The following is a 15546-nucleotide window of genomic DNA, read 5'->3' on the forward strand; positions in this document are numbered from 1 at the left end:
TTAATGGCCGACCGGTACCGGAGTACCCCACAGATCATGCTCGTCGGCGTGCTCGATATTCACCATTAACCGCTGGCCGGGCTTCAGGTCACTTTCCCCGTTGAGATAGACCAGGCCGTCGATCTCCGGCGCATCAGCCTGGGAGCGGGCGATGGCGCCTTCCTCATCCACCTCGTCCACCAGCACTTCCAGGGTTCTGCCGATTTTCTTCTGCAGCTTGGCGGCACTGATGCGGGCCTGCACGTTCATGAAGCGCTCGCGGCGTTCTTCCGCCACGTCCGGATCCACCGGGTCTGGCAGGGCGTTGGCCGGGGCACCGTCTACCGGGGAATAGGTGAAACAGCCCACCCGGTCCAGTTGCGCTTCTTCCAGCCAGTCCAGCAGAAGCTCGAAATCTGCATCGGTCTCACCGGGGAAACCGGTGATAAAGGTGCTGCGCAAGGTGATGTCCGGGCAGATTTGCCGCCAGCGACGAATTCGCTCCAGGGTGTTTTCGGAATGGGCTGGGCGCTTCATGTTTTTCAGTACGCTGGGGCTGGCGTGCTGAAAGGGAATATCCAGATAGGGAAGAATATGGCCTTCGGCCATCATCGGGATGATGTCGTCCACATGGGGGTAGGGGTATACATAGTGCAAGCGTACCCAGGCGCCAAGCTGGCCCAGGGCCTGACACATTTCCAGCATACGGGTCTTCACCGGCATGCCCTGCCAGAAACCGGTCTGGTACTTGCGATCCACCCCATAGGCGCTGGTGTCCTGGCTGATCACCAACAGTTCCTGCACACCGGATTTCACCAGGCGCTCCGCTTCATCCATCACATCGCCAATCGGGCGTGAATCCAGTTTGCCGCGCATGCTGGGGATGATGCAGAAACTGCATTTGTGATTGCAGCCTTCGGAAATCTTCAGGTAGGCGTAATGACGGGGAGTCAGTTTAATGCCCTGAGGGGGAACCAGATCGAGAAAAGGGTCATGGTTCTGGCTCGGTGGCACCACCTGGTGAACGGCGTTAACCACCTGTTCGTATTGCTGCGGGCCAGTGACGGACAGGACCGAGGGATGTACCTTGCGAATGGTGTCTTCTTCCACGCCCATGCAGCCGGTCACAATCACCTTGCCGTTTTCGCTGAGTGCTTCGCCAATGGTATCCAGGGATTCGGCCTTGGCATCGTCGATAAAGCCACAGGTGTTGACGACTACTACGTCCGCATCGTCGTAACTGGATGTGACTTCGTAGCCTTCCGTGCGAAGCTGGGTCAGAATACGCTCAGAGTCCACCAGGGCCTTGGGGCAACCCAGGCTGATGAAACCGACTTTACCGGACATAGTGATACCTCGAGATTGGCTGTCGTTCGCCGATAGCCATAACGGGGCGCAATTCTACCGCCGTGACCGCTTTGAAGCCATGCCGCTCGGCTGGCTTGGTTGATAGACAGGAGGTTTTTTCATGCGCTGTTTTGTCGGCGTACCGGTCACCGGGTCTCTGGCCCGGGAGTGCAAGGAGCTTTCCCTGGGGTTGCCGCGGGCCACTCCTCGACCCAACCTGCATCTGACGCTGGCCTTTCTGGGGCAATGTACCCCGGCGGGGGTGGCCCGGTTATCCGGTGAATTGCAGTCGCTGGCTGGCCGCTTTCCGGCGTTTGAACTGGACTTTGATTGCTGCGAAGCCTTTCCGGCGGAGCAGGGGCCTTTTCTGGCGCTGACCACGACCGTTTCCGGTCCTCTCAATACCTTGCACGAAGCCCTGTGGGAATGCCTCAGTCGCCAGGGCGTAGAGCGCGAACAGCGAGCCTTTCGACCGCACATTACCCTGGCAAAGCCGGGGCTGGCATTGGTACCGCAAACGGGGCACTGGCTGTTGTCGGTAGATCAACTCTGTCTGTACCAGAGTGAAATGATACAGGGCGAGGTCCCTACCTACCGGCCATTATCCCAGCACCCGCTGACCGGCATGGTTTGAACTGAAATGGCCATGACAGGTTGAATTTATCGCCTGCAACTGCAAGGTTGGGGGTTGTGCAAACACTGATTTAAGGAGTCGTACCATGGAGCTACTCAGTAACAGCATCACCGATCAGGCTCCCATCGCTGAGAAGTTCGCTTTCGCAGTGATTGACCCGGATAACCATGTGGCACTGTCCAGCAACATCAATCCTCATCTGGCCTGGAAAGGCGAGCCGGCCGGGACCCGCTCTTTCGCGGTGGTCTGTCATGACCCGGATGTACCCAGTGCGGGCGATGATGTGAATCAGGAAGACCGCGAAGTCCCTGCCGACTTGCCGCGGGTGGATTTCTATCACTGGACCCTGTTCGACATTCCCGCTGACCAGAGCGAGCTGATGGAAGGCAGCCATTGCCAGGGGATAACCCCACGGGGCAAATCCGGGCCTTCAGCACCACAGGGTATGCGGCATGGTCTTAACGATTACACCAGCTGGTTTGCCGGCGACGGGGATATGGAAGGGAGTTACTTCGGTTATGACGGCCCCTGTCCGCCCTGGAACGACAGCATTGTGCATCGTTATGTCTTTACCGTTTACGCACTGGACGTGAGCACATTGCCGGTCAAGGATGATTTCAGTGGTGCCGCCATTGTTGCGGCCATGGAAGGGCATGTACTTGCCAAAGCCAGTATCACGGTGAGCTACACGCTGAACCCGCGATTGGCAGACTGAGAAGACACAAAAAAGGCCGCAAAAGCGGCCTTTTTTGTAGGCCCTTGAGACAAGGACCTGAATTGGTCGGAATAGCAGGATTCGAACCTGCGACCCCTACGTCCCGAACGTAAAAAATGGTGCCGCTTTTCAATCTGTTGAAACTATAACATGCTGATATTGTAGGGTTTAGTGTTTGCTTGTGTTCGCCGTTGTTCGTTATTATGCCCCTTGTGTGGCCACAGATTGGCTACACGAAACCGGAACGGCAGACCATTACGGTCAAGGAATCAGGGGTATGGCCAAGCGAGCATCCATCACAAGCATCACCGATACTGCGGCTAACAAATGGGCAAAAGAGGCAGAGGAGCGGCAGGCGGTTTACTGCAAGCGAATCCCAGGCTTCCACCTGACCAAGCTCAAGTCAGGAGCCGTTTGGCGTTATCGTTACACTGATGGCACTGGTAAGCGCCGAACGGCGACCATTGGCAAGCTGGTACACCTGGAAGCCGATGAAGCCGCCAAGGTCGCGCTGGCTTGGAGGGAAGGGGAAGCCGATCCGTTACAGGAAAAGGCTCATTCCCGTCATATCCGTAAGCAGGAGGCCGCCACCGCAGAACAGCGCACCCTGCGCCACTATCTTGAGAACCGGTATAAGCCACTGATGGATAAAACGTGGCAGCCGACTCCGGCAAAGATCAATTACAGCCGTATCAAAGGGCACTTTGCGGATCTGCTAGACCGCGACATGGCCACAATCAACAAGCAGGACATACATGCTTGGCAGGCCCATTGCGAAGCCCCGAAAGCCAAGGGAGGCCGTGGGCTACGCTACAAGACGATTGAACGCACCTATTCCAGTCTGAAAACGCTGCTGCGTCAGGCCGTGAAGGATGACGTGCTGGAGGTTGACCCCCTTGAGAGGTTCACGCTAGAGACGGCCAGCATGGATGAGCAGGAGCGGATTAACGCTGACCCCAAGAAGGCCGAGCGCCGCATGCTTACCGCTGATGAGGTTGCCGGGATCAGTGAGGGGCTGGAGGCCTTCGCGGAGGAATTGAGGGCAGAGCGCCGCAATAGCCGCCAACATGGGAAAGCCTACCTGCCGGATCTGGACGACAGGACTATGCCGCACTGGTTCATCCCTTTCTGTCAGTTGGCAATGAGAACAGGCCTTAGGCCGGGGGATCTGTATTCCCTGACGTGGGACGAGCTAAACATAAAGTTTGGCAGGCTGACCAAAATCACCGAGAAGTCCAAGCACATGCGCCGCAAGAAGCGTGACCCCATCGCGGTAGACCTGCGTTTGAATGATGGGACGCTGGCGATTATGAAGACATGGTGGAAAGAGCAGGGCAAGCCTGAGGAGGGGCTGGTATTCCCGTCCCCGCGAACTGGCCGGGAGCTGGATAGAAAGGCCCACATAAAGCCATGGACACGGGTTAAGCGCCTTGGAGGACTGCCGGACAACCTAAACTTCTACGCATTCCGGCACCACTTTATTAGCGCCATGATTAAGGCCAACGTGCCCATTCTAACCGTCGCCAAGATGGTGGGGCAGAAAGACGCCACCATGATTCAGGAATACTACGGCCACCTTTGCGAGGATCAGGCGCTAGAGGCGTTGGATATTGTGGCTGCCAGCCTCAGCGGCGGCGAGAAGCTGAACAAGGGGGCTGTGCTGTGAATGAATCAAAAAGCAATGATTCTGATATTAAGCATATAACCCAATATGCGGAAGAGCATGGTTTTAAGGTATTGATTGACGATTATAGGACAAGGTCAGGTAAAGATTTGAAGTGGCTTATGGAGAATGCCTGCATATACCCAGAATGTAAGCGCCCGCCATGGCTTTTAAAAACTATTGGGGCAGGTTCTGATTTTGACGCTCTGATACTACGTTCAATTCATGATGCGGCACTACTGGTTTGGATAACGAAAAATGAAATTGTAGATAACAAGATACCGCCTGAATTTACTTATGCATCGGATTATTTGGCGCAGGCCTTAAACTCGTTGCGTGCTGGGACGTATTTAAAGAGCCTTCCTGATATTGAGCGTGGCGAGAAGCAAATAGAAAGTAGCAGTAGAGGAGGGGACGCTGCCGCTGAGCGCCATAGAAAAAAATGGCCGGAATATCAGAGCCACATTGATAATCTATACGCTGAAAACCCAAGGCTGAGCTATGCGGATCTACAGCGGAAGGCGGCCATAAAATTTGAAGTTTCGGAAAAAACGATCAAGCGTCACACTACAAACCCCAGAACAGGAAAATAAGTAGGGACAGTGCCCGCCACTGTCCCACTATGCATGGCATTAAATAAGAATCCCTCAAACAAATACGGGATTCATAATGCAAACCCAAGAGCACACACGCCAGCAAGCTTTCTACCGTCCCAAGTCGGCCTGTGCCTACCTTGATATAGGCCGAACCAAACTCTATGAGCTCATGGAGTATGACGCCAATTTCCCGCGCCCCGTCCGACTAGGTGCCCGCTGCATCGGCTGGACTCGCAGCCAGCTAGACCAATGGCTTGAAGCCAAGGTTGAGGAGGCTGCGCGATGAAAACCTTCCAAGAATTCCGCCAGAAAAGCGCGCTAGTCCTGCTAAAGCCAGTTTCTACCGTAGAGGAAATCTCTGCCGTCCTGCTGGATGCGGACACCCTGCCGCACTGGTTCGACCGGCAACGCGCCCTTGAGTCCATCGCGCACCGTGTAGGTGTGGATGTTGACCTGCTGTCACGCCTTGAAGCGGAGGTGACAGCATTATGACTCAGACACAAAAAAGCCCCGCGCCGGTTGCCGCCGGTTGCGAGGCCCAATATCAAAACAAGCGCCCTGACTATAGCACAATCGCCCGCCGCATTAAGGCCAACAACCGATATAGCCGGGCAACCGCTGCAATGCTGAGCGGCCCTGTAGACCGTCCTGACCTAGACCAGATCGTCGGCACCACCAATGCGCCGGAGTATGTGCGCCTGCTCCGAGAGCTGGGCCTGACCATCGACATGGAGCGGATTAACTGCCGTGACCGGGACACGATGCGGACATGGTATGGCCGGTATCACTTGAGCAAGGCAGACCGCGACGGGCTGCGCCATGCACTGGCTATGTTGGGGGTGAAGTGATGACCCCAGCACAGAAACTACTCAACCGCCTGGAAAAGATGCGCCGCACTGGTGAAGGCCGATATATGGCCTGCTGCCCTGCGCATGATGATCGAACCCCGAGCCTATCCATTAAGGAATGCGACGATGGCCGCTTGCTGGTGCATTGCTTCGCAGGTTGTCCAACTGGTGACGTGCTAACGGCTGTTGGCCTTAGCCTTGGCGACTTGTTCCCCGATGGAATGCGTAGCCATCACAAGCCGGGCTTGCCTCATTGGAAAATGGAGCGCCTTCGGGCACATGCTGACCACGAGCGTGCCGTGCTGGCTTGTATGCGCTCTGATGCTGCGCGTGGTGAGCTTGTCGACCCTGAGCGTGCAGCCAAGGCCAAGGAGCGGCTACGCAAGATTGGGGGGCTTCTCAATGACTGATGATATAGATGCCATGATTGAAGAAGCGGAAGCCGAGAAAGGGCGAGGCTATCCAGAATTGTTGGCCGCAGCCCAAGAGCTGACCAAGGATGCCGACACGGCCAGCGTTTCAATGATCGTTGGCGAAGCTGCCAGATTGAGTCCCATTGAAAAGCGCTGGGTACATGAGGCAATCAAGAAACAGACCGGACTGCCGCTAGGGGTAATTGCTCAAGCTGAGAATCACAGCCGTGAAGACACTGCTGGGTTTGACCACCTGACCCATGCGCGGGATCTGGTGGGCCATATCGGCAACGACAACGTGCTGGCCGCGCAATCGTTCGTATGGCGCTGGGAAAACACAGGGGTATGGCGCAAACAGGAAGACCGTGCCGTTAAGCAATGGGTTCAGGCGCACTTAGGTGAAAATGATGATGGTGTGAGTAAATCCGACGTGGACAGCGTAGCCGACCTGTTCCGAACAGAAGTCTACCGGCCAGAACTGGAGTTCGACCAAGGCCCGGCAGAATGCGTGAACTGCCCCAATGGGGAGCTGATGCTTTCGCCGGAGGGGTGGAAGCTGGAGCCGCACAACCGTGAGCATTTCCGCACTACTCAAGTGCCGGTTGAGTTCGATCAGAACGCGACAGCCCCACGGTTTGAGCAATTCCTGGCCGAGGTTTTTAAAGGCGACCCGGACGCAGACCAGAAGGCGCTGGTGCTGCTTGAGGTGATGGGTTATTCCCTGATGGCCCACTGTAATTATCATCATTTCGTGATTCTGGTGGGCGGTGGTGCTAACGGTAAGTCTGTCCTTTTGGCAGTGCTTGAGGCCTTGGCGGGATCTGGCAACGTCGCCGGGGTACAGCCTTCCAATTTCGGTAAAGCCTTCCAGCGTGCCCACCTTCACGGGAAGTTGGTGAACATCGTAACCGAGGTCAAGCAGGGTGAGATCATCGACGACGCCAGCTTGAAAGGCATTGTTTCCGGTGAGCCGACCACCGTTGAGCACAAGCATCGCGACCCGTTCGTGATGCGCCCGTTCAGCACTTGCTGGTTCGGCACTAACCACATGCCTCACACCCGTGACTTTAGTGACGGCCTGTTCCGCCGTGCCCTTGTGGTCGAGTTCAACAACAAGTTCAAGCCGGAGCTTGGCAACTGCGACCCGCTGTTGGTAGACAAGCTAATGGCAGAGCTGCCGGGCATCCTGAACATTGCGTTGGACGCCTATGCCGGAGTGGTGGCCCGTGGTGCTTTCACTCTGCCAGTGAGCTGCAAGCAGGCCCGTAACCGCTGGCGCATGGAGGCGGATCAGGTGGCGCAATTTGTCGAGGATGAATGCACTGCTGATGCCGTGTGCAGAGTCGAGCCGAAACGCTTATTTAATGCCTACCGCCAATGGGCAGACGAGTGCGGGATTCACAAGACGCTGGGCCTTCGCGCCTTCGCTGATCGTGTAGAGGCACTGGGGTTCGAGCGATACCGAACCAATGGAGCCAGGTACATAACCGGCCTAGATTGCAGACGGGCCAACTTGATGTAGCTGCGGAGGGCGTGCCATTTGGTACGCCCTTTCTCTTTATGGGCAGGAAAGTGACGCATGAGTGACGCTTCTTTAATGATCCGTCACTGCCGCCAGCCCAGCAAATACGCCTATTTCAGAGCATTAGTGACGTTAGTGACGCTTCTTTTTATATATTGCGTGTGGAAAAAAGAAATAAAGGAAAAACCTTTTTCTCAGGGCATAGGGGTATGTAGGGAGATCCGTCACTTGCGTCACTATCGGCACTGGAATGGGCTAGAGAATCCAGCCGCAAATTACCGGCATTTTTTGGGGGATACCCTGGAACATTAGACCCCTGCGGTAATTAAGCAGGAAAATAAGTAAGTAAACACATGAAATATAAGGATTAGTGTTCGTGTTTGTTCGTGCCGATTAGCCAGTCTGTGGCCGCTCGCGGGAAAATAGGCCCATATTAGAGCGTAATTAGGCACCCAATGTCCCACAAATACCCCCCGGATAAATTCGCACAAGGCTGGCTGTCTGAGCTGGATGGCCGCACCGGCATTGCTCAGGTGATGCGCCAGCGTTACGACGACTTTACGGCGGATCTGGGAGGCGCTGACCGGCTGAGCTACGCCCAGCGTTCACTGGTTGAGCGTGCCTTGTGGCTGGAGTATTGGCTGGCCCAGCAAGAGCAAGGGCTGGCTACTGGTACAGAGTTCGACGTGGGCAAGTGGGTGCAGGCAGCCAACTCCCTGCAAGGCATCCTGTCCAAGCTGGGGCTAGAGCGTGCGGCCCGTGATGTGCCTAACCTGTCTGAGTTCATTGCTCGCAGGGGTGCAGGTCAATGAGCGAGGCAGTCACCATCCGCGACCTGATGACCGACCCGGAGTTATTCGGCGGGCAGTTTGGTGGCGAGTCCTTCACCGCATGGCGTAGCCTGCTGGCAGGCTTTTATGGTCTTCCGCTGTCCGATGGTGAGCTGACCCATTGGCAGGATCTTACCGCACGCGAGAGCGCCTCAGAGAGCGCACACAACGAGCTATGGCTAGTGGTTGGCAGACGTGGCGGCAAGACACAAAACGCGGCCCTGCTGGCCGTTTATGAGGCCTTCTTCCGTGACCACCGGGACAAGTTAAGTCCTGGCGAAGTGGCCACTGTGATGCTACTGGCGGCAGATCGAAAACAGGCCCGCTCAGTGTTCCGGTATATCAGCGGCCTGATTGATTCCAGCCCTATGCTTCGGGCATTGGTGGTGCGGCAAGACAAGGAATCCATAGAGCTATCTAACCGCACTGCTATCGAGGTGCATACCGCCAGCTTCCGCGCTACCCGTGGTTATTCCGTCTCTTGCTGTATTGCTGATGAGGTGGCGTTCTGGCGGTCGGATGATAGTGCAAACCCTGATTTTGAGATCCTGAACGCGATTCGCCCGGCCATGGCAACACTGGATGGCAAGCTGGTAGCACTGTCCAGCCCCTACAGCCGCCGTGGCGCACTATGGGACGCCTACCGCCGATATTACGGCACCGACTCCAGCATCTTGGTGGCGCAGGCTCCAAGCCGCACCATGAACCCCGCATTGCCTGCCCGTGTTGTAGATGAAGCATACGCACGCGACCCCGAAGCGGCTGCCGCTGAGTATGGCGCTCAGTTCCGGTCGGACATTGAGGCGTTTATACAGCGTGAGGTGGTGGAAGCGGCAACACGGCCACAGCCACTAGAGCTGCCGTATCAGTCAGGCATCCAGTATCAAGCCTTTGTTGATCCGGCTGGTGGTGGCGCTGACGAATTCACCCTCGCCATAGGTCACATAGAAGACCAGATCCTTGTCGTTGATGTTGTGCGCGGTCGTACCGGTAAACCATCCGCCATTGTTGAGGAATATGCGGCCCTGCTTGCTAGTTACGGCATCGACAAGGCCACGTCTGACCGATATGGCGGTACATGGCCCGCTGATGAGTTCGCACGCCACAGGATAACCGTAGAGCAATCAGCCAAGCCCAAGAGCGACCTATACAAGGACACCTTGCCCGTGCTGAACAGTGGCCGGGCAGAGATCCCCCCCGATGACAAGCTAATCACCCAGCTAGCCAGCCTCGAACGGCGCACCGCCAGAGGTGGCCGGGAAAGTATCGACCATCCCCCCGGAGGACACGACGACCGTGCAAACGCAGTGGCGGGGCTTATTGCCAATACCGCTATTGGTCGCCGCTATGTCCCCATCGAAGACTGGATTTAACCCCAACCGGAGCAACCACGATGACCACCAGCACCATGAAGAAAGTAGAAGCCTTTAATGAGGCAGCCAAGGCAGCGGCGGAGACAATCAGGCCGCTATATGAGAGCGCACGGGCTGACGTAGAGGCAGAGCGCGACACCTTGGCAGCCAGCACCGACATGCAAACCAAGATCGACACCTATACACAGATCATTGTGGAGGCCGTCGAGGCGCTGGACGTGCGGGAAGAAACCCTATCAACAGCCCTTAACCAGTACGTTGCCGCTATTGCCAGTGGTCGCCAGCTTTCGGCCACTAACCAGCGTAACGGCGCTTTCTGGATTGCCACCTTTAACCGCTACTCGCGTGATTGGGGGCAGCCTGCCCGGATCAAGTTGCTTGCCGCGTTGGTGAGGGCCACACAAGGGCGCGTAGACGCTGGCGTGATTGACTTTCCCGACAGCCTGGCTAAGTCACTGGAGAGCCTGCAAGACGCTGAACAGCTTGCGGAGCTGATTGCCCCGGAAAAGACCGAGAGCTACCGCAAGAAGCTACAGCGCGATGCGGGCAAGTTACTCAAAGCCCAGCGCCTGCTGGACGCGCTCGCACAGGCTGAGCCGCGCTTGTTTACGACTGATGTGTCTGATGATGCTGCCGTAGGCATCCAGAACAACCGCGCCGGACAGGTTAGCGTTGCTGGCGTTGCACTCGCTGGCGGGACTATTACCGAGGTATCAGCCGCTGAATTCGACAAGCTGCGCAATCACCCCATGTATATCGCAATGACCCAAGACGGAACGCTGAGAATCACTAGCACCGCTCAGTTGGCCGTCGCGGTTTAAGGAGATCGAGCCATGACTACCCACTACTTCACTGATGCCGCCGGACAAGGTGCCCAGCACTTGGGCTTTGTGCCCCATGAGGAGCTGGATCTAAGCGACGATGAGCTGGAGAGGCTAAAAGCCCGCGCCAAAAAGGCCGTGACGATGGATGCCGTTCACCAGCCCCGCCAAATCCCCCGCGAGTATGCGGAATATCTCGGCCAAACCGACGGGGAAAGCTATGAGGATTGGCTGCGAGGTGGCTACAAATGAGGGCGAAACTATTTCGGGCAGTGCCATTTGCACGGGCAGGCTATCAGGAATATGTCGCCCATGAGCTGGGGCGCGCTGGTTCCGATGTGCTGAAAGTGTACCGCGACCCCGGCGAGGTCAAACGCTCGGCGCAATCCTTCAACGGTGTGCCGGTTACGGTAGATCATCCTGATGGGGGCGTGTCCGGGGATTCAGTGAAACGGGATATGGTCGGCATTGTGTCGGCCCCTTTCTACGACGAATCCAGCCAGCAACTTAAAGCCGACTTCCTTATCTGGGAAGAACAGGCCATTGCCGCCATCGCTGACGGCTTGCGGGAGTTGTCCGGCGGGTATGCCGCCGACTACCAAGAAGCGGCCCGAGGACTTGAGCAACGGGACATCCAGGGCAATCACGTTGCCTTGGTTCCCAAGGGGCGCAGTGGCTCGGCCCAGCGTATCGGTGGTTAACCATGCTCCGTGGGGGCTTGTTGGAGCCTATCCAACTACCGGCGGAGGGTGGTTGCCTCGCGGTCGGTACTTATTCCGATTATCCCCATGGGCAGACTTATGCAGGTTAGCCAGCAAAACCTGATCGAGCTGTCTGCATTGGCTCACCATCCGGCGAATCTGTGCAGCAACAGCGAGGCTTGCACGGCTATGTGGATGGCCGCTATTAAGGACTACGCGAAGGATGTGCGGGCCTATGCCAACAAGGGCAAAGCCCCCGATGATGGGGAGGCATTTGCCGACTTGCTGACCAGTTGCCGCTTGCTGGCGAATCTATGCGAGCCGCTGGGGCTGGATCTGAATGCCGCAAGGCGGATGATTTACGAGTTTGTAGGGTGAAGAGTCCGGCGCATAATCACTGACACGCTAGTCGTTAGCCTTCCTGGCTGGCACCGGACAAGAGAACGATAACAAGGGAGCCGTTGCGGATCTGTAAGCCGTGGCGGCTTTTTTGTGTAGGAGATTGGCTAAAGCTGGGTAGGACTTGGCTAGAAGGCGCTGGGAATTTCGACAATTCTCGGGAAAAATCGGCAATAGAGGAAAATTTACGATTGGCCACACGTTGGCCACATTTGCGCTGACAGAAATTTCAGGCACAAAAAAAGCGACCCGGCATCACCCGTAAACCGCTGATTTTGTTTACTTATTTGGTCGGAATAGCAGGATTCGAACCTGCGACCCCTACGTCCCGAACGTAGTGCTCTACCAGGCTGAGCTATATTCCGAGTTCGCTGGCGCATTCTAGCAGCGAAATTGCAAAATACCATACCTAAATAGGCGTCGCCGGGCTGTTTGCGCAGAATCTGGCCAACAGCCGGTAGGGCAGGCAGAATGCGCGGTCTGATCGATCGGCAAGCAGGAATGGTATGACAACCTTTGAGCACCCCTGGGGCGAATTGACCCTGCAGCGTTGGCCTCGTCGCCGTAATGAGCCTCTGCAGGCCTGGGACAGTGCCGATCACTACCTGCTGAAGATTCTCAAGGAGCGCCATGCCGGTCCGGTAACGCTGGTGGTCAATGATCAGCAGGGGGCGCTGGCATTGGCAGCGGCCCAGCATGGGCCAGTGGTCAGCTGTGGCGATTCTTTTCTGGCCAGCCGGGCGCTGACCCATAACCGTCTACTGAATGGGCTGCCGGAGCAGGGAGCGACCCTGTGGCCTTTTGATCTCCTGCCGCAAGTGCCTGATCAGGTGATCATGCGTGTGCCCAAGTCTCTGGCGCTGCTGGAATGGCAGTTGCAATGGCTCAGCGAGCAGCTTGCGGGCGGCACACCGGTCTGGCTGGCGGGCATGGACAAGCACCTGCCTCGGCAACTGGTGCCGCTGATGGAGCAGTACCTGGGCAATGGTCGGGCGGAGCTGGGCTGGAAGAAGGCACGTCTGTTCAGTGCGACGGCGCCCGGCGAACGGCTCGTTGTGGCGCCATACCCCACCGAGGTGGAGGGCCCCATGGGGCCATTGACGGTACATGCGGGGGTGTTTGCCCAGCAGCAGCTGGATATCGGTGCACGTTTTTTTCTGGCGCATCTACCCGGCAGTCTGTCAGCGGGGGCGAAGGTGGCAGATCTTGGCTGCGGCAACGGGGTGATCGGGCTGGCACTGCTGCAGGCCCACCCGGACAGTCATCTGGTGTTTTGCGACGAATCCTGGCTGGCCCTGCAAAGTGCCCGTGACAATGTGGCTAGGTATTGCCCGGAAAGCACCAGCGAATTTCATCTCGGTGATGGTCTGGCCGGGTGCGATGAGCGTTTTGATCTGATCCTTCTCAACCCGCCGTTTCATGAAGGGCATGTGGTCGGTGATCACGTGGCGCGACGCCTGTTCCGACAAGCGAAGCAGGCGCTGAACGCTGGCGGGGAACTGCGGGTGATCGGTAACCGCCACCTGGGCTACCACAAGCTGTTGGGCAAGCTGTTTACCAAGGTGGAGGTGCTGGGCAGCAACCAGAAATTTGTTGTCTGGGGTTGTTCGTAGGACGCACTGAGCCGAAGGCAAACTGCTCCGACCCAGTGCCTGAATGATGCAGTTCGCCTTCGGCTCAGTGCACCCGGCATTTCCTGTTTTCCCGTTGTGCGGCCGTAGGTGGCGCTACAGGGCGATTTCGTCGAATGACGTCACTACCCGGTGCCGACTTTCCCCCTGGCTGCCTTCCCGGTCCAGGCGAATAGTCTGGAATCCCGCGTCAGCCGCCGCATCCAGTTCCGCTTCCACATCCGACAGAAACAGCAATTGCTCCGCCGGCAAATCGATCGCTTGCTGGATGGTGCGGTAGCTACCAGCGTCCTGTTTATGGCCGGAGGTGGTGTCGAAATAGCCGGAGAGAAGGCCGGTCAGATCCCCCGCATCGCTGTAGCCGAAGAACAGTTTCTGGGCAGCGATGGAGCCTGAGGAGTAAACGTACAGGTCCAACCCCTTTTCCTTCCAGGCTTGCAGGGCAGCGGCGGTATCCGGGTAGAGGTGAGCGGTGTAATCCCCATTTTGATAGCCGGCCTTCCAGATCATTCCCTGCAGGGATTTCAGCGGGGTGGCTTTACGGTCCTCGCGGATCCACTGCTGGAAGAGGGCATTGGCTGAGGCTGGGCTTTCCAGACTCCGACCGCTTTCCTGTTCGGCCGCCCGCACTTGTGACTGTATCTCCGGTTGATCCCAGTGCGTTTCGAGAAACGCCGGAAATTGTCTGGCGGCATAAGGGAACAGGACTTCCTTGACGAAGGAAATGCTGCTGGTGGTGCCTTCAATGTCGGTAACGATGGCCTTGATCATGATTCGGTTCGCGGGTTGGATAGGCTGTTGTAGGAGGTTGCTTGCAGCCGAACCAGGCAGCCAGATTACGCACGGAGGTTCGCTTGCAAGCAAGCTCCTACAGGGGCCAGGTTTCAGTTTTCCAGGCGGTTGAACTGTTGGGCGATATCGCTGCCGGTAAAATTAGCCACCCAGCCTTCCGGGTTATTGAACAGGCGAATGGCGACAAAGCGGGGGTTGGGGCCCATGTCGAACCAGTGCGGGGTGTTGGCGGGCACGCTGATCAGGTCGCCTTTGCTGCAGAGTACTTCGTACACCTTGTCCTCGATGTGCAATGTGAACAGGCCCTGGCCTTCCACGAAGAAGCGCACTTCGTCTTCGCTGTGGCGGTGCTCTTCGAGAAATTTCTGTCGGAACGCCGCTTTTTCAGGGTGATCCGGCACCATGCTGACCACGTCCACGGTCTGGTAGCCTTCCTCATCAATCAGGCGGTCGATATCGGCCTTGTAGGCGGCGATGACTTCGTCTTGTTGAGGGGCATCGGACAGGGCCTGTGTGGCTTGCCACTGTTCATAGCGAATACCGGCCTTAGCCAGAGCGCTGGCCATGGATGCCTTGTCAGTCAGGTGCTGCTCAAGGGTATCGGGCTGGTTGTCATGAAAGATTTTCAGTTCGCTCATGGTGTTCACACTCCTTGCAGACGGCGGCGATCCAGCTCTATGGCGAGCAGGGTCTCCAGCGCTTCAAGCTGACGATAGCAGGTGGGTAAATCGCTTGCCCAGGTGTACAGGCCATGGCCGCGGATCAGGTAGGCGTGGCTAATACCATCGTCTGCCATGGCGGCATCCACCTGGTCGGCGAGGGCAGCAATATCCTGGGTGTTATCGAATACCGGGATGACCAGCCGGCTGTCATGGGTCGTAAAGCCTTCCAGGGCCTTGAGCAGCTCGTAGCCTTCCAGGGTGATGCTGTTGGCGGGCCAGTGCATGGTCAGCACGGTGCTGGCATGGCTGTGGGTATGCAGGACGGCCCCCACGGTGTCATGGCGACGGTACAGCTGGGTATGCAGCAGGGTTTCTGCTGATGGTTTGCCATCGCTAGCGGCCTGGCCGTTCATGTCCACGGCCATGATATCGGTTTCCTGCAGCAGCCCCTTGTCCTTGCCGGAGCGGGTAATCGCTGCATGGCTGGCATTCAGGCGCACGGAGTAGTTGCTGCTGGTGGCCGGCGACCAGCCATGCTGATAGATGCGCTGGCCGATAGTCGCCAGGGCGTGGGCAGCATCACGGTAAACGGCGGTAGAGTAGGGGCGCTCGATCATGTT

General features: G+C 57.2%; 21 protein-coding genes and 1 tRNA gene. 17 read left to right on the forward strand and 5 right to left on the reverse strand.

The window, feature by feature from the left end; translation table 11 throughout:
• Positions 1-1326 (reverse strand): 30S ribosomal protein S12 methylthiotransferase RimO, encoded by a 1326-nt coding sequence (gene rimO, locus T9A_RS00690; RefSeq protein ID WP_035244249.1) that lies wholly within the window; start codon positions 1324-1326, stop codon positions 1-3.
• Positions 1327-1447: 121 nt separating this feature from the next.
• Between rimO and thpR the strand changes: the two genes are divergently transcribed.
• The 16 genes from thpR to T9A_RS00770 all read left to right on the forward strand — a co-directional run bounded on the left by thpR (position 1448) and on the right by T9A_RS00770 (position 11820).
• The gene (gene thpR, locus T9A_RS00695; RefSeq protein ID WP_035244250.1) at positions 1448-1960 is read left to right on the forward strand and encodes an RNA 2',3'-cyclic phosphodiesterase; all 513 of its coding nucleotides are present in this window, start codon (positions 1448-1450) and stop codon (positions 1958-1960) included.
• A gap of 85 nt (positions 1961-2045) precedes the next feature.
• The gene (locus T9A_RS00700) at positions 2046-2675 is read left to right on the forward strand and encodes a YbhB/YbcL family Raf kinase inhibitor-like protein (protein WP_035244251.1); all 630 of its coding nucleotides are present in this window, start codon (positions 2046-2048) and stop codon (positions 2673-2675) included.
• Between the two features lie 277 nt (positions 2676-2952).
• The gene (locus T9A_RS00705; RefSeq protein ID WP_035244252.1) at positions 2953-4341 is read left to right on the forward strand and encodes a tyrosine-type recombinase/integrase; all 1389 of its coding nucleotides are present in this window, start codon (positions 2953-2955) and stop codon (positions 4339-4341) included.
• Positions 4338-4931 (forward strand): hypothetical protein, encoded by a 594-nt coding sequence (locus T9A_RS00710; protein WP_035244253.1) that lies wholly within the window; start codon positions 4338-4340, stop codon positions 4929-4931. The genes T9A_RS00705 and T9A_RS00710 overlap by 4 nt, the downstream gene beginning before the upstream one ends.
• A gap of 76 nt (positions 4932-5007) precedes the next feature.
• Positions 5008-5220, forward strand: coding sequence for a helix-turn-helix transcriptional regulator (locus tag T9A_RS17410; RefSeq protein ID WP_035244254.1), 213 nt, complete (start codon positions 5008-5010; stop codon positions 5218-5220).
• On the forward strand, positions 5217-5426 hold the full coding sequence (locus T9A_RS00720) for a hypothetical protein (protein WP_035244255.1): 210 nt from the start codon (positions 5217-5219) through the stop codon (positions 5424-5426). The genes T9A_RS17410 and T9A_RS00720 overlap by 4 nt, the downstream gene beginning before the upstream one ends.
• Positions 5423-5782: a hypothetical protein gene (locus tag T9A_RS16955; protein WP_052042403.1), complete on the forward strand. Its 360-nt coding sequence runs from the start codon at positions 5423-5425 to the stop codon at positions 5780-5782. The genes T9A_RS00720 and T9A_RS16955 overlap by 4 nt, the downstream gene beginning before the upstream one ends.
• Positions 5782-6192: a CHC2 zinc finger domain-containing protein gene (locus T9A_RS00730; RefSeq protein WP_035244260.1), complete on the forward strand. Its 411-nt coding sequence runs from the start codon at positions 5782-5784 to the stop codon at positions 6190-6192. The genes T9A_RS16955 and T9A_RS00730 overlap by 1 nt, the downstream gene beginning before the upstream one ends.
• Positions 6185-7717, forward strand: a complete 1533-nt coding sequence (locus tag T9A_RS16735) for a DNA primase family protein (protein ID WP_198030596.1) — start codon at positions 6185-6187, stop codon at positions 7715-7717. The genes T9A_RS00730 and T9A_RS16735 overlap by 8 nt, the downstream gene beginning before the upstream one ends.
• Positions 7718-7774: 57 nt before the next feature.
• On the forward strand, positions 7775-8029 hold the full coding sequence (locus T9A_RS16960) for a hypothetical protein (protein WP_156964796.1): 255 nt from the start codon (positions 7775-7777) through the stop codon (positions 8027-8029).
• A 143-nt stretch (positions 8030-8172) separates the two neighbouring features.
• Positions 8173-8529: a hypothetical protein gene (locus tag T9A_RS00745; RefSeq protein ID WP_035244261.1), complete on the forward strand. Its 357-nt coding sequence runs from the start codon at positions 8173-8175 to the stop codon at positions 8527-8529.
• Positions 8526-9920, forward strand: a complete 1395-nt coding sequence (locus T9A_RS00750) for a terminase large subunit domain-containing protein (RefSeq protein WP_052042404.1) — start codon at positions 8526-8528, stop codon at positions 9918-9920. Before T9A_RS00745 ends, T9A_RS00750 begins: the two co-directional genes overlap by 4 nt.
• 20 nt (positions 9921-9940) lie before the next feature.
• Positions 9941-10741 carry a hypothetical protein gene (locus T9A_RS00755; protein WP_035244266.1) on the forward strand — a complete coding sequence of 267 codons (801 nt, stop codon included), beginning with the start codon at positions 9941-9943 and terminating at the stop codon, positions 10739-10741.
• Positions 10742-10753: 12 nt separating this feature from the next.
• Positions 10754-10993, forward strand: a complete 240-nt coding sequence (locus T9A_RS00760; protein WP_035244268.1) for a hypothetical protein — start codon at positions 10754-10756, stop codon at positions 10991-10993.
• Positions 10990-11442, forward strand: coding sequence for a DUF2213 domain-containing protein (locus T9A_RS00765; protein ID WP_084573345.1), 453 nt, complete (start codon positions 10990-10992; stop codon positions 11440-11442). Before T9A_RS00760 ends, T9A_RS00765 begins: the two co-directional genes overlap by 4 nt.
• Positions 11443-11529: 87 nt before the next feature.
• The gene (locus T9A_RS00770) at positions 11530-11820 is read left to right on the forward strand and encodes a hypothetical protein (protein WP_156964797.1); all 291 of its coding nucleotides are present in this window, start codon (positions 11530-11532) and stop codon (positions 11818-11820) included.
• Positions 11821-12129: 309 nt separating this feature from the next.
• Here the strand turns inward: T9A_RS00770 and T9A_RS00775 are convergent.
• A tRNA-Pro gene (locus T9A_RS00775) sits at positions 12130-12206 on the reverse strand.
• Positions 12207-12347: 141 nt separating this feature from the next.
• On the opposite strand from T9A_RS00775, the gene T9A_RS00780 reads away from it, so the two are divergent.
• Positions 12348-13454 (forward strand): methyltransferase, encoded by a 1107-nt coding sequence (locus T9A_RS00780; protein ID WP_035244270.1) that lies wholly within the window; start codon positions 12348-12350, stop codon positions 13452-13454.
• A gap of 114 nt (positions 13455-13568) precedes the next feature.
• Here T9A_RS00780 and mtnC read toward each other — a convergent pair whose 3' ends face one another.
• The 3 genes from mtnC to T9A_RS00795 all read right to left on the reverse strand — a co-directional run bounded on the left by mtnC (position 13569) and on the right by T9A_RS00795 (position 15543).
• Positions 13569-14243, reverse strand: coding sequence for an acireductone synthase (gene mtnC, locus T9A_RS00785; protein WP_084573346.1), 675 nt, complete (start codon positions 14241-14243; stop codon positions 13569-13571).
• A gap of 113 nt (positions 14244-14356) precedes the next feature.
• Complete coding sequence (locus T9A_RS00790; RefSeq protein WP_035244271.1) at positions 14357-14902, reverse strand: 1,2-dihydroxy-3-keto-5-methylthiopentene dioxygenase; 546 nt, start codon at positions 14900-14902, stop codon at positions 14357-14359.
• A 5-nt stretch (positions 14903-14907) separates the two neighbouring features.
• Positions 14908-15543 carry a methylthioribulose 1-phosphate dehydratase gene (locus tag T9A_RS00795; RefSeq protein ID WP_035244272.1) on the reverse strand — a complete coding sequence of 212 codons (636 nt, stop codon included), beginning with the start codon at positions 15541-15543 and terminating at the stop codon, positions 14908-14910.
• Positions 15544-15546: the final 3 nt, after the last annotated feature.

Origin of the sequence: Alcanivorax jadensis T9, from assembly GCF_000756655.1 — a bacterium.
GTDB lineage: Bacteria > Pseudomonadota > Gammaproteobacteria > Pseudomonadales > Alcanivoracaceae > Alcanivorax > Alcanivorax jadensis.

Bases quoted from the DNA above. Each gene is read 5' to 3' on its own strand.
- mtnC (WP_084573346.1), bottom strand. From the start codon at position 14,243: ATGATCAAGGCCATCGTTACCGACATTGAAGGCACCACCAGCAGCATT.
- T9A_RS00780 (WP_035244270.1), top strand. From the start codon at position 12,348: ATGACAACCTTTGAGCACCCCTGGGGCGAATTGACCCTGCAGCGTTGG.
- T9A_RS16960 (WP_156964796.1), top strand. From the start codon at position 7,775: ATGAGTGACGCTTCTTTAATGATCCGTCACTGCCGCCAGCCCAGCAAA.
- T9A_RS00790 (WP_035244271.1), bottom strand. From the start codon at position 14,902: ATGAGCGAACTGAAAATCTTTCATGACAACCAGCCCGATACCCTTGAG.
- T9A_RS00745 (WP_035244261.1), top strand. From the start codon at position 8,173: ATGTCCCACAAATACCCCCCGGATAAATTCGCACAAGGCTGGCTGTCT.
- T9A_RS00765 (WP_084573345.1), top strand. From the start codon at position 10,990: ATGAGGGCGAAACTATTTCGGGCAGTGCCATTTGCACGGGCAGGCTAT.
- T9A_RS00750 (WP_052042404.1), top strand. From the start codon at position 8,526: ATGAGCGAGGCAGTCACCATCCGCGACCTGATGACCGACCCGGAGTTA.
- rimO (WP_035244249.1), bottom strand. From the start codon at position 1,326: ATGTCCGGTAAAGTCGGTTTCATCAGCCTGGGTTGCCCCAAGGCCCTG.
- T9A_RS00700 (WP_035244251.1), top strand. From the start codon at position 2,046: ATGGAGCTACTCAGTAACAGCATCACCGATCAGGCTCCCATCGCTGAG.
- T9A_RS00795 (WP_035244272.1), bottom strand. From the start codon at position 15,543: ATGATCGAGCGCCCCTACTCTACCGCCGTTTACCGTGATGCTGCCCAC.
- thpR (WP_035244250.1), top strand. From the start codon at position 1,448: ATGCGCTGTTTTGTCGGCGTACCGGTCACCGGGTCTCTGGCCCGGGAG.
- T9A_RS16955 (WP_052042403.1), top strand. From the start codon at position 5,423: ATGACTCAGACACAAAAAAGCCCCGCGCCGGTTGCCGCCGGTTGCGAG.
- T9A_RS00770 (WP_156964797.1), top strand. From the start codon at position 11,530: ATGGGCAGACTTATGCAGGTTAGCCAGCAAAACCTGATCGAGCTGTCT.
- T9A_RS16735 (WP_198030596.1), top strand. From the start codon at position 6,185: ATGACTGATGATATAGATGCCATGATTGAAGAAGCGGAAGCCGAGAAA.
- T9A_RS17410 (WP_035244254.1), top strand. From the start codon at position 5,008: ATGCAAACCCAAGAGCACACACGCCAGCAAGCTTTCTACCGTCCCAAG.
- T9A_RS00760 (WP_035244268.1), top strand. From the start codon at position 10,754: ATGACTACCCACTACTTCACTGATGCCGCCGGACAAGGTGCCCAGCAC.
- T9A_RS00720 (WP_035244255.1), top strand. From the start codon at position 5,217: ATGAAAACCTTCCAAGAATTCCGCCAGAAAAGCGCGCTAGTCCTGCTA.
- T9A_RS00705 (WP_035244252.1), top strand. From the start codon at position 2,953: ATGGCCAAGCGAGCATCCATCACAAGCATCACCGATACTGCGGCTAAC.
- T9A_RS00755 (WP_035244266.1), top strand. From the start codon at position 9,941: ATGACCACCAGCACCATGAAGAAAGTAGAAGCCTTTAATGAGGCAGCC.
- T9A_RS00730 (WP_035244260.1), top strand. From the start codon at position 5,782: ATGACCCCAGCACAGAAACTACTCAACCGCCTGGAAAAGATGCGCCGC.